The 12,253-nt window shown below is 51.5% G+C and carries 12 protein-coding genes and 1 tRNA gene; 9 read left to right on the top strand and 4 right to left on the bottom strand.

Going from position 1 to position 12,253, the window contains the following annotated elements:
* Position 1 precedes the first annotated feature (1 nt).
* From RDU59_00895 to gatB, 3 genes are all read right to left on the bottom strand, one after another.
* Positions 2–937 carry a branched-chain amino acid transaminase gene (locus RDU59_00895; protein MDQ7837039.1) on the bottom strand — a complete coding sequence of 312 codons (936 nt, stop codon included), beginning with the start codon at positions 935–937 and terminating at the stop codon, positions 2–4.
* 72 nt (positions 938–1,009) lie between these two features.
* Positions 1,010–2,032: an S-methyl-5-thioribose-1-phosphate isomerase gene (gene mtnA, locus RDU59_00890; GenBank protein ID MDQ7837038.1), complete on the bottom strand. Its 1,023-nt coding sequence runs from the start codon at positions 2,030–2,032 to the stop codon at positions 1,010–1,012.
* A 10-nt stretch (positions 2,033–2,042) separates the two neighbouring features.
* Positions 2,043–3,476 carry an Asp-tRNA(Asn)/Glu-tRNA(Gln) amidotransferase subunit GatB gene (gene gatB, locus RDU59_00885; GenBank protein MDQ7837037.1) on the bottom strand — a complete coding sequence of 478 codons (1,434 nt, stop codon included), beginning with the start codon at positions 3,474–3,476 and terminating at the stop codon, positions 2,043–2,045.
* A 208-nt stretch (positions 3,477–3,684) separates the two neighbouring features.
* Between gatB and galT the strand changes: the two genes are divergently transcribed.
* Positions 3,685–4,692: a galactose-1-phosphate uridylyltransferase gene (gene galT, locus RDU59_00880; protein MDQ7837036.1), complete on the top strand. Its 1,008-nt coding sequence runs from the start codon at positions 3,685–3,687 to the stop codon at positions 4,690–4,692.
* Positions 4,693–4,868: 176 nt separating this feature from the next.
* Here the strand turns inward: galT and RDU59_00875 are convergent.
* Positions 4,869–4,956: transfer RNA gene (locus RDU59_00875), tRNA-Cys, on the bottom strand.
* Positions 4,957–5,298: 342 nt separating this feature from the next.
* Between RDU59_00875 and rplU the strand changes: the two genes are divergently transcribed.
* The 8 genes from rplU (at position 5,299) to gpmI (ending at position 12,140) form a co-directional block, all read left to right on the top strand.
* Positions 5,299–5,610 (top strand): 50S ribosomal protein L21, encoded by a 312-nt coding sequence (gene rplU, locus RDU59_00870; protein MDQ7837035.1) that lies wholly within the window; start codon positions 5,299–5,301, stop codon positions 5,608–5,610.
* A 15-nt stretch (positions 5,611–5,625) separates the two neighbouring features.
* The gene (rpmA, locus tag RDU59_00865; protein ID MDQ7837034.1) at positions 5,626–5,895 is read left to right on the top strand and encodes a 50S ribosomal protein L27; all 270 of its coding nucleotides are present in this window, start codon (positions 5,626–5,628) and stop codon (positions 5,893–5,895) included.
* Positions 5,896–6,912: a GTPase ObgE gene (gene obgE / locus RDU59_00860; protein MDQ7837033.1), complete on the top strand. Its 1,017-nt coding sequence runs from the start codon at positions 5,896–5,898 to the stop codon at positions 6,910–6,912.
* Between the two features lie 16 nt (positions 6,913–6,928).
* Positions 6,929–8,056, top strand: coding sequence for a glutamate 5-kinase (gene proB / locus RDU59_00855; GenBank protein ID MDQ7837032.1), 1,128 nt, complete (start codon positions 6,929–6,931; stop codon positions 8,054–8,056).
* Between the two features lie 268 nt (positions 8,057–8,324).
* The gene (locus tag RDU59_00850; GenBank protein MDQ7837031.1) at positions 8,325–9,581 is read left to right on the top strand and encodes a glutamate-5-semialdehyde dehydrogenase; all 1,257 of its coding nucleotides are present in this window, start codon (positions 8,325–8,327) and stop codon (positions 9,579–9,581) included.
* The gene (nadD, locus tag RDU59_00845; GenBank protein MDQ7837030.1) at positions 9,582–10,226 is read left to right on the top strand and encodes a nicotinate-nucleotide adenylyltransferase; all 645 of its coding nucleotides are present in this window, start codon (positions 9,582–9,584) and stop codon (positions 10,224–10,226) included.
* Positions 10,216–10,596, top strand: coding sequence for a ribosome silencing factor (gene rsfS, locus RDU59_00840; protein ID MDQ7837029.1), 381 nt, complete (start codon positions 10,216–10,218; stop codon positions 10,594–10,596). Before nadD ends, rsfS begins: the two co-directional genes overlap by 11 nt.
* Complete coding sequence (gene gpmI, locus RDU59_00835; protein ID MDQ7837028.1) at positions 10,593–12,140, top strand: 2,3-bisphosphoglycerate-independent phosphoglycerate mutase; 1,548 nt, start codon at positions 10,593–10,595, stop codon at positions 12,138–12,140. The genes rsfS and gpmI overlap by 4 nt, the downstream gene beginning before the upstream one ends.
* The last annotated feature ends 113 nt before the right edge of the window (positions 12,141–12,253 follow it).

The raw sequence follows: 12,253 nt of genomic DNA, 5'->3' as shown, positions 1-12,253 counted from the left end.
TTCAGCTTGCCGTTTTTTTACCCACATAGGACAACCATGGTTTATATTTTTTGCTTTTACCGCGGATGGCATCGAAAAAGACCGAGCGGATCGCCTGAGTTATTGGTCCGGGAGAACCCTGGCCGATAACCCGGTTGTCCACCTCGCGGACAGGCGTCAGTTCAGCCGCAGTGCCGGAGAAAAATGACTCGTCGGCAATATAAAGCTCATCCCGGGAGAAACGTTCTTCCACCACCGGGATATTAAGGTCACGCGCGATAGTGAGCACACAACGCCGCGTAACGCCCGGCAATATGGAAGTAAGAGGCGGTGTTTTAAGTATGCCCCGTTTGACGATGAAGATATTTTCACCGCTGGCCTCGCAGACGTAGCCCTCCGGGTCTAAAAGAATAGCCTCATCGTAACCATCCTGGACTGCCTCTCTTTTGGCCAGTACGGAATTGACATAATTGCCGACGGCCTTGGCCTTGGTCATCATGATATTGACGTGGTGACGCGTAAAAGAGGATATCTTGACCCGGATACCTTTGGCAAGGCCTTCTTCACCCAGATAGGCTCCCCAAGGCCAGGTAATAATGGCCACCCGTATGGGATTGTTCTGCGGGTGGACGCCCATCACGCCGTCCCCGATAAAAACAATGGGCCGGACATAAGATTCTTTCTGGCCGTTAACCTTCAGCGTATCTTTGATCGCCCGGGCAATTTCACTCTGCGAAAACGGTATCTTAAGCTGGAGAATATGCGCCGAGTCAAAGAGCCGTTCCACATGTTCATCCAGACAGAATACAGCCGATGAGCCATCGTGGCATTGGTAGCAGCGGATACCCTCAAATACTCCCACACCGTAGTGCAGGGTGTGGGTAAGAATATGGACATTGGCCTCGTCCCAGTTGACAAATTTTCCGTCTAACCATATTTTTTCCGCCTTCTGAACCATTGGTTGCTCCTTGTGAATCCGTTATGCGTTATCAGTTATTTGTTATTTGGCACATTGTTCATAGTTCGTGGTTCATAGCTCATAGGGTCCCCGATAAATCCCCTTTTCCGTGATAATAGCCGTAACGTAGGCGTTGGGTGTGACATCAAAGGCCACATTAAGGGCAGAGACCCCTTCCGGGGCTATCCTCCGGCCGTTGCAATGGGTAACCTCATCCGGCGAACGTTCCTCTATGGGTATCTTATAGCCTTCGGATAAAGTGCGGTCGATGGTTGACTCCGGGGCTGCTACATAAAAAGGAACGCCGTTTTCCCTGGCCAGGACGGAGAGAGAATAAGTGCCGATTTTGTTGGCCACGTCACCGTTAGCAGCAATGCGATCCGCGCCCACAATAACCGCATTAATCTTTCCCATTTTTAGGAGATGACCGGCAGCATTATCACTGATCAACGTCACGGGGATATCACATTTCTGTAATTCCCAGGCCGTAAGCCTGGCGCCCTGGAGAAAAGGGCGCGTCTCGTCGGCAAAGACAGAGACCTTTTTTCCGGCTTCATGGGCGGCCCGGATCACCCCTAAGGCCGTCCCATAGCCGCCCGTGGCCAGGGCGCCTGCATTGCAATGCGTAAGGACTACATCCCCATCTGCCAGTAACTTCTGCCCGAATGCCCCCATGCGCCGGTTGGCGGCCACGTCCCCAGCTAATATGGTTTCTGCCTCCTTTTGGAGCAGCCCGGCCAGCTCGTCCGGTCCGGCAGAAGACGACTGTTTAACCACGCCGTTCATACGTTCGATGGCCCAAAAGAGATTGACGGCGGTGGGCCTGGCAGCGGCCATCTCCCGGCACATGATGGCCCATTTCTGGTCAAAATCCTTACGGCCTTTCCCCCTCAAATTCCCGGCGCCTAAAGCCAGCCCCATGGCGGCGGCAATACCTATAGCCGGAGCCCCACGGATAACCATCTTCTTAATGGCCGCTATGACCTGCCTGTAATCCCGGCAAACTACATAGGCTTCTCTCCGGGGAAGTTTGCGCTGATCGATCATCACCACCCGGCCGTCTTCCCAGGCTATGGTCTTAATCTCCGCCGGCATATCCCCTCTTTTACTTTCGCAGCATCCCGGTTAGTATCTCATTTACCAACCCGGGATTGGCCTTGCCTTTGGTCTTCTTCATTACCTCCCCGACGAAAAATCCGAGGAGTTTTGACTTGCCTTTTTTATAATCCTCTACCGCTTCCGGATGAGCCGCCAGTATGGTTTCAACCACCTTCTCAATCTCAGCCGCATCTGTAACCTGGACCAGGCCCTTTTCTTTGACAATAGCCTCCGGGTCCCTACCCGTCGCATACATCTCTTCAAAGACCGTCTTTGCAATCTTGCCGCTGATGACGCCGTTATCCATCATCTTTAGCATTCCGGCCAGATGTCCGGGTGGTACCGGACACTCTTCTATCTCCCGTTCGTCACGTTTTAACTCTCGCAGCAACTCAGACATCATCCAGTTGCTTATGGCCTTTGGTTTTTGGTAGAGGCGCACGCAGTCTTCAAAATAGTCGGCCAGGGATTTGGATACCGTGAGAACTGCGGCGTCATATTCCGGCAGCCCATATTCTTCCACGAAGCGGCGCTGTTTGGCGTCGGGAAGCTCCGGCAGGCGTGCACGCACCTCTTCGATCCACTTTTCGTCGATGACCAGAGGCACCAGATCCGGGTCCGGGAAGTAGCGGTAATCATGGGCCTCTTCTTTGCCGCGCATAGAAACGGTAATACCTTTTGTTGTATCCCAGAGACGTGTTTCCTGTATCACTTCCTTCCCGTCCAGGAGCAAGGCGGTCTGGCGGCGAATCTCGTATTCCAGCGCCTTTTGTACATGCCGGAACGAATTCATATTCTTAATCTCCGTCCTGGTGCCGAAGGTCTCCGTGCCTTCCGGTCGCATAGACACATTGGCATCACAGCGGAAACTGCCCTCTTCCATATTGCCGTCACATATACCTAGATAACGCAGGATGTTGCGTAAGATTTTCAGGTATTCGACCGCCTCCTCCGGGGTGCGAATATCCGGCTCGCTGACAATTTCAATAAGCGGCACACCGGTTCGGTTAAAGTCCACGTAACTTATTGGTGCGGTAGCGTCATGAATCAGCTTGCCGGCATCCTCTTCCATGTGGATACGGGTGATGCCGATGCGTTTGGTTTGTTCGTTCAGGCCAATCTCTGCATAGCCATGTTCGGCAATGGGCAACTCATACTGTGAGATCTGATATCCCTTGGGGAGATCCGGGTAAAAATAATTCTTGCGGGCAAAGCGGCTGAAGGGCGACACGCGGCAGTGGGTGGCCAGGGCCATTTTCATGGCGTAGTCAACCACTTTTTTATTCAGGACCGGCAAAACGCCGGGCATCCCCAGGCACACCGGACAGGTGTGGGTATTGGGCGGGGCCCCGAACGCCGTGGAGCAATTACAAAAAATCTTGCTATCAGTCAGGAGTTGGGCATGCACTTCCAGGCCCATGACCGATTCAAATCCAGTCATATTTTATCTATCTTTCCCGCTTTTTAGGTACAAAACTAACATGAAGGCGGCAAATCTTCAATTAAAAAGTAAGGGCCGGCTATCAGCGCTCAGCGGTCAGCGCCAAGGCCAATAGCTGATTGTTACCCGCTGATTTATGAAAAATTTTCATTATGCCGAAAATAAAAATCAGATGTTGATAACATTTTGGTTATAAGGGAGCGCTGAGATGCCGGAGCTACGCAAGGACATAGTAACCCGTGAATGGGTTATCATATCCAAGGAACGGGCCAAGAGGCCGCATGACTTTGCTCATACCAAGAAGGCCCTGGAAGAATTACCGGAACACGATAAGAGCTGCCCGTTTTGCACTGCAAATGAAGACAAGACACCCACGGAGGTCCTGGCGTATCGTCCTGTTAATTCTGGACCGAACTCCCCTGGCTGGCTGCTCAGAGTGACACCCAATAAATACCAGGCATTGATCAGCGAAGGAGACTTAAACAGAGAGAACTATCATATTTATGATCATATGAACGGTGTGGGGGCACATGAAGTAGTCATAGAATGTCCGGAGCATAATCTATCCCTGGCCACAATGGATGATAAACAGGTCGAGCGCATAGTGTGGTCTTATATTGACCGTTATAATGCGCTACGCGAAGATACCCGCCTTAAGTACTTTCTTGTCTTCAGGAATCACGGAGTGACAGCGGGCTGCTCATTGGCACATCCCCATTCACAGATAGTGGCGACCCCGATAATCCCACAAAAAGTATGGGGTAAAGTACGTGGCGTGACACAATACCGGGAGTACAGAGATAAATGTGTCTATTGCGATATCATCGCCACGGAAACGAATTTGCAGGAGCGCGTGATCTGCGAAAACGGAAGTTTTACTGCTATTGCCCCTTTTGCTTCCCGCTCTCCCTTTGAAACCTGGATACTTCCCAAAAACCATCGGTCCTGTTTTGCCAGGATGAGCCGTTTCGAGGTAGAACAATTTTCTGCGATATTAAAAGATGTCCTGGGTCGCCTTCACCGCTGCCTCAATAATCCACCTTACAACTACATGATTATTACCTCGCCGAATGATACGGACACCCTGGATACTTTTCACTGGTACCTGGAGATAACGCCGCGGCTCACCACCCCGGCCGGATTTGAGATAGGCACGAGTATTTACATCAATATTATCCCTCCTGAGGACGCCGCACGGTATCTGCGCGAGGCCTAGCTCCCCTGATCCACCATCAAGGCATCATCTGCGGCGTTGCCTTCGATCGCTCCTCCTTGCGGCGTATTGCATCTAATATTTTGCCGGTGTTCAGGAATACCCATAACCTGCTGATGTTAATCTTGATAGCCAAATTAGACGGTGGATTTGGGGCTCCAAAGCGCAATAAATCTGGAGGGGGCAAGTGGGGGTCGAACCCACCCCTCATTTCTTAGATGAGGCCAACGGGTTTGCAGCCCGTGGGGCGCCCGGCGCCATTGCCCCCGAAACCTGACAGGCTTTTTACAGCAACTGTAATAGATATAATCTATATGTCAAATTGATAACCCCTATGGGTAATCCCGTATGCTATCCCTTTAGCCTATACGCCTAACCTGGATCCGCCTACGGCGGATTCTATTTGAGCCTTGGTATTTGGCATTCATTTGAACTTTAAACTTTAAACTTTGAACTTTCTCCATCAATAGTACCGCTGGCTTGTCTATCTCTATCTGGCGCACAAGCCGATTTTCTCTTGACACGACATAAAAATGTGTTAAATTTCAACGCTCTTCGTATAAGTATGAGGCATATTTTACCTTTTGCGAGGTAACTGGAGGTCTGCTAATGTACGCAGTAATAAAAACGGGCGGTAAGCAATACAAAGTCAGTTCCGGCGATACCGTGCGTGTAGAAAAGTTGGCCGGGAATGTAGGAGATGCGGTGACCCTTTCGGACGTGCTTCTCGTCGCTAAGGAAGGTGATATAAAGATCGGACAGCCAACCGTAGCCGGGGCACAGGTCACGGGTAAGATCGTCGATCAGGCCAGGGCCGACAAGATAATGGTTTTTAAGAAGAAGCGCCGCAAGGGTTACAGCAAAAAACAGGGGCATCGTCAGCCTTATACGGCCCTGAAGATCGAAGATATTCAATTTTAATCAGGAGTAGGGACAATGGCACATAAAAAGGCAGGGGGAAGCTCCAGGAATGGACGTGATAGCGCCGGTCAGAGGCGTGGCGTAAAAAGGTTTGCCGGCCAGGTCGTGAAGGCAGGCAACATTATTGTCCGCCAGTTGGGCACCAGGATCCATCCGGGACAAAATGTAGGCACAGGCAAGGACTATACACTTTTTGCCCTGATCGATGGTCTGGTGACCTTTGAACGGTTGGGCAAGACTAAAAGAAAGGTCAGCGTCTATCCATTGCCAGAAACCACCCACTAAATGAAATTTGTCGATGAGGCTAAAATCTTCATCAAAGCAGGGGATGGAGGCCGCGGTTGCGTAAGTTTTCGGCGTGAGAAGTACATCCCTAGAGGCGGTCCAAACGGCGGTGACGGCGGCAAGGGCGGCGACGTCATCTTTATAGCCACAAACAGGCTGCACAGCCTTCTCGATTTTAAATTCCACCAACATTTCAAGGCAAAAAAAGGGGAACATGGCAAGGGCAGTGATAAGCACGGCAAAAACGGTGCGGATTGCCTGGTTTATGTCCCCGTGGGGACAATCCTCAAAGAACTGCAAACGCGAGAGATTCTAGCAGACCTGACAACAGACGGCGAACGGTTTGTTGTTGCCCGTGGCGGTATCGGGGGGTTAGGAAATGCCCGGTTTGCCTCGTCGACCCGACAAGCTCCCAGATATGCACAACCCGGCCAACCGGGTGAAGAAAAGCAGATTCTCCTCGACCTGAAACTCTTAGCCGATGTAGGGCTTATTGGTGCGCCGAACGCCGGTAAATCCACACTTCTATCAAAACTAACCTCAGCTAAACCCAAGATAGCGGATTATCCATTTACTACCCTGATACCGAATTTGGGTGTGGTCGAATCTGAAGACTATCATCCGTTTGTGGTCGCCGACATCCCTGGGTTAATCGAGGGAGCCCATGCCGGGCTGGGGCTTGGTATGCGCTTCCTGCGCCACATAGAACGCACCAAGCTGTTGGTGCATGTTATCGATGCCTCTCTTGGTCCGGAGGAGACCATTAAAAACTGGCAGAAGATAAACACCGAGTTAAGCGCATATGGGCCCGCCCTGGCCGAAAAAACACAGGTGGTAACCTTAAATAAGATTGACCTTATAATGGAAGATGATAAACTTAAGGCCGTCAAGGCGGCCTTTCTGGAGAAGGGATGCCCTGTTTATTTTATCTCTGCTGCAATTGGTAAGGGAGTAGAAGAATTGAAAGAGGCGCTGGCGAGAAGACTACAGCAAGACGAATATGAAAGAAAAGATTGATACGGATATTCGCCAGATCAGGCTTGCTGTTCTAAGGGAGGCCCGGCGCATAGTAGTTAAGGTCGGCAGCGCCGTCCTCACCGCTGAAGAGGGATTGAACCGGGAGATCATCGAAAATCTGAGCGCCGAACTTTCCCGCTTTAAACGGGAACAATTCGACATTGTCCTGGTCTCTTCCGGGGCTATCGCCTCCGGCCTGAAAAAAATTGGCCTTCTCCTGCCGCCCCGATCAATACCTGAGAAGCAGGCCGTAGCGGCAGTCGGCCAGAGTAGTCTGATCCTGGCCTATGAAGAGGCCTTTGATCGCTATGGAGAAAAGGTGGCGCAGATACTGTTGACACGAGAGGATTTATCCAGCCGGAGAAGATACCTGAACGCCAGAAATACTATATTTACTTTGCTAAACTGGGGTATAATTCCTATTATAAATGAGAATGACACGGTGGCTGTGGAGGAGATAAAATTTGGCGATAACGATATGCTGGCTGCCCTGATCGCCAGTTTAGTAGAGGCAGACCTTTTGATCTGTCTTACAGACATAGACGCCCTGTATGACTCAGACCCACGCGTTAATCCCGGCGCTCGAAGGTTGTCTCTGGTAGAAAATATTACCGGCCAGATTGAAAAAATGGCCAGCGGTATCCCCGGGTCTATGGGACGCGGGGGAATGCTCAGCAAAGTTAAGGCTGCAAAGATGGTATCGTCCCAGGGTATTCCAACTATTATCGCCAATGGCAAGGTCCCCTACATCCTGGAAAAGATCTTCGCCGGTGAGGACTATGGCACCCTCTTCCAACCGCACGGGCAGAGGATGACCAGCCGCAAGTACTGGATAGCCTTTACCCTTAACCCCAAGGGGATTCTAGTAGTCGATGACGGGGCCAAAAAGGCTATCACGGTAAACGGTAAAAGTCTGCTGCCCTCGGGAATTACAGAGATTAAGGGTAATTTTGACGTGGGGGCCCCGATCCACTGTGTGGATCAAACCGGAACGGCCTTTGCGGCCGGCCTGGTAAATTATGCCTCTGCGGAGATTGAGAAGATTAAAGGGCATAAGACCCAGGAGATTGCCGCTATCTTAGGGCACAAGGACTACGATGAGGTTATACACCGGGATAACCTGGTTATTTTGCCGCAGAGCTGATATAGATCAGCTGTCAGCACTCAGCTTAATGTGTTGTTTATTTGTAACAAGTTAGCGCTTTTAAAAATGCGCTAAATCTCATTGCAAAATGGAAAATGTAAAATTTCGGACAAAAACCATCAACATTTTGAATTTTGCACTTTGAATCTTGCATTTTGAATTGAAGTTTAGCCGGTTTTTCAAAAGGCTAAACTGATACGTTTATTTTAGATTTTTTCTGACAGATGATGGCTGATAGCTGAAAGCTATATAAAAAGGAGAGGCTGCGTTGGATATCAAAAAACTGATGCTGGATATGGCCAAAGCGGCCAGAGATGCCGGCCGGGTGGTGGCCAAGCTGCCCACAGATACCAAAAATAATATCCTTCTCTCTATGGCTGAGGAGTTGGTAAAACAAACCAAAGAGATACAAAAAGCCAACGAAAAGGACCTCCGGGCGGCAAAGAAAAAAGGGCTTTCCGCCGCCTTTGTCGACCGTCTGAACTTAACAAACAAGGTCATAAAGGCCATGGCCGACGGCTTGGCGGAAGTGGCCGCCTTGCCGGACCCGGTCGGGGAGGTGCTCAGGATGTGGAGGCGCCCCAACGGGCTTCAGGTGGGACGGATGCGCATACCCCTGGGCGTGATAGGTATGATCTATGAATCCAGACCGAACGTTACTGTAGATGCGGCGGCGCTTTGCCTGAAGGCAGGAAATGCCATCCTGCTGCGGGGTGGTTCGGAGGCTATTCATTCCAATCTGGTCCTGGCCGGGGTGTCACAGAAGTCGCTGGGGAATTTTAAAGTCCCCGGGGAGGCTATTCAGGTAATACCGGTCACCGACCGGGAGGCCGTAAAAGAGATGCTGCTGCTGGAAGAACATATTGATCTGATAATTCCACGCGGCGGTGAAAGTCTTATTCGGTTTGTGGCTGAAAATTCCCGCATCCCGGTGCTTAAACACTACAAGGGCGTCTGTCACATATTCGTGGATGAGAGTGCGGACATCGAAATAGCCAGACGAGTATGCTACAATGCCAAGGTGCAGAGGCCCGGGGTTTGTAACGCCATGGAGACCATGCTGGTCCATGAAAAAATAACCCGGGACTTTCTCCCGGCCATGGCCGGGGACTTTGCTAAGGCCGGGGTTGAGCTGCGCGGCTGTCCAAAGACCCGCAAGATATTGCCCCAGGCCGTCCCTGCTACGGAAGAGGATTGGCCGGCCGAGTATCTGGATTTGATACTGGCCGTCCGGGTAGTAAAGGACATGGATGAGGCCATACGGCACATCGCCCGTTACGGCTCCAATCATACCGAGGCCATAATAACCTCGGACTATGGCCGGGCCAGGAAGTTTTTAAACGATGTAGATTCATCCGTAGTCCTGGTCAATGCCTCGACCCGCTTTAACGACGGCGGACAGCTGGGGCTCGGGGCGGAAATAGGCATCAGCACCTCTAAACTGCATGCCTTTGGGCCGATGGGCCTGGAAGAGTTGACCGGCACAAAATTCATTGTCTTTGGAGATGGCCAGGTTCGGACTTAGATGCGGATCGGGATATTCGGAGGGGCCTTTGACCCCATTCATTATGGCCACCTGCGGGTGGCAGAAGAGGTCTATGAATCTCTGGACTTAGAGAGGGTTTTTTTTCTTCCTACTGCCACGCCTCCGCATAAGACCGCCGGGAGGATAACCTCGTTTGCCCACCGGATCAAGATGGTTCAATTGGCCATAGATGGTGTTGATCATTTTTTGGTCTCGGATATCGAAAAGGAGATACCGGGTCATTCCTATTCGATAGAGACCTTACGCCGTCTTCATGCCGCATTTGAGCCAGGTACAGGATTTTACTTTATCATCGGCCTGGACGCCTTTGTTGAACTGCCCACGTGGAAGGAATACAGGCAACTCCCATCCTATGCTAATTTTGTAGTGGTGGACAGGCCGGGTTACAGCAAGGCAGAACTAGAAGCGGTTCTGGATCAGTATTTCCCCGGTTATACTTATGATGATAACAGGAAAGAATATCTCCTCACCGGACAATATTCTGTCTTTTATAGGAAAACAACACTCTTTGGCATCTCATCTACGGCTGTCCGCCGGGCAGTTGCAGAAGGACACTCCATTCGTTTCCTGGCGCCCCCGGCAGTAGAAAAATACATTTATCAGGAAAGGCTTTATGCTAAGTAAGAAGCAAAAAAAACTCCCTATGGCCTCAAAAGAAAAGGCCCTGATCTGTGCCCGGGCGGCCCTGGACAAGAAGGCGGAGGATTTACAGATTCTGGACGTCCGCGCCGTATCCTCTTTTTCCGATTATTTTATAATCTGCAGCGGCCATTCCACGCGTCATGTCCAGGGCATTGTGCAGGCCATTGAAGAATCTCTCCGTCCTCAGAAGATTTATCCCAAGGGCATTGAAGGCCTGGGCACGGGCCAGTGGGTGCTCATGGACTATAATGACGTGGTCATACATGTGTTTTATGCCCCCATCAGGGAGTTTTATGACCTGGAAAGCCTCTGGAGTGAGGCCAAAATCGTAGGACTAAAGGAGTCAAAATGAGGCCGCGGCCGGTCTTGCTGATAATCCTGGACGGGTGGGGCTACAGCAAACATACAGAAGGCAACGCCATCTATCTGGCCAGGACGCCAAACATGGATGACTGGTCAAGGAGGCACCCCCTTACATTCCTTGAGGCTTCCGGCGAGGCCGTGGGATTGCCGGAAGGCCAGATGGGAAACTCGGAGGTAGGACACCTGAATATCGGCGCAGGCCGCATCGTTTATCAAGAGCTGACACGCATCAACCGGGCCATAAGGTCCGGTGATTTCTTTAAGGTTGAGACTTTTATTACCCTTATGGATAAAGTGGGCAAAAATGCCGGGGCCTTGCATCTGTTGGGCCTGGTCTCTGACGGGGGGGTGCACAGCGATCTGCCGCATCTTTTTGCCCTGATAGAAATGGCCAAAAGACACGGGCTGAAGGACGTTTATATACATGCCTTCATGGACGGCCGCGATACCCCGCCCCAAAGCGGTAAGGACTACATAGGCCGGGTAACAGACTTTCTTTCCCGCACAGGAGTAGGTAAGATAGCCACTATCTGCGGCCGGTACTATGCCATGGACCGGGACAATCGCTGGGAGCGCGTGGAGAAGGCCTATCGGGCCCTGGTCAGGGGCGAAGGCGCCATGTCCTATGATCCCGTACAGGCGGTATCGGAGGCGTATGAGCGGGGCGAGACAGATGAGTTTATCCTCCCTATTGTGATAGCCGATGCTGGGAATCCCCTCCCGCGCATCAGCGAGGGAGACGGGGTGATATTCTTCAACTTTCGGGCCGACCGGGCCAGGGAAATCACCCGCGCCTTCACCCAGGAGGGATTTTCGGCCTTTGATGTGCAAGCCAGGCCCAAACTGGCCGGCTATGTGACCATGACCGAATACGATGCCCATTTTCATCTTCCCGTGGCCTTCCCGCCACAACACCTGTTCCACATTCTCGGCGAAGAAATAAGCCGGCATGGCCTTAGACAGCTTCGCATAGCCGAGACGGAAAAATATGCCCATGTCACCTACTTTTTTAACGGCGGGGAAGAGACTCCGTTTAAGAACGAAGACCGGTGCCTTGTTCCCTCTCCCAAAGAGGTGCCTACATACGATTTTAAACCGGAGATGAGCGCCCATCAGGTAACAGAAGAGGTCATAAGGCGCATCAAGACCGGAGAATACGATTTAATTGTACTCAATTATGCCAACCCGGACATGGTAGGACATACCGGCATACTGAAGGCCGCCATCCGGGCCTGTGAAGCGGTTGATCTCTGCCTCGGAAAAGTAGTCAACACATTTTTGGAGGAAAGCGGCGGGGCGGTGATTATCACGGCGGATCATGGCAATGCCGAAGAGATGATCGATCCTGGAAACGGAAGCCCGCATACCGCCCACACCGCCAATCTGGTGCCGTTCATACTTATCGACGGGCAGAAGACAGGGCAAAACCTTCGCCGGGGTATCCTGGCCGATATTGCACCGACTATTCTCAGCATTCAGGGGCTGCCTGTTCCTGAGGAAATGACCGGGACGCCATTGTTCGCCTCCGGATAGCCGGTGTTTGGCGATCAAGAAACATTACAAGAAGCGATGAGTGGTGAATAAGAACGAGGGGTTCGGGTTGCGAGTTTTTGACCCGAAACCCGTAACTGGAAGGCTGATCACTG

Source organism: Thermodesulfobacteriota bacterium, from assembly GCA_031082315.1.
GTDB lineage: Bacteria > Desulfobacterota > QYQD01 > QYQD01 > QYQD01 > QYQD01.
Note: the sequence above shows the minus strand (reverse complement) of the source record. Positions and strands in the feature narration are given on the sequence as shown.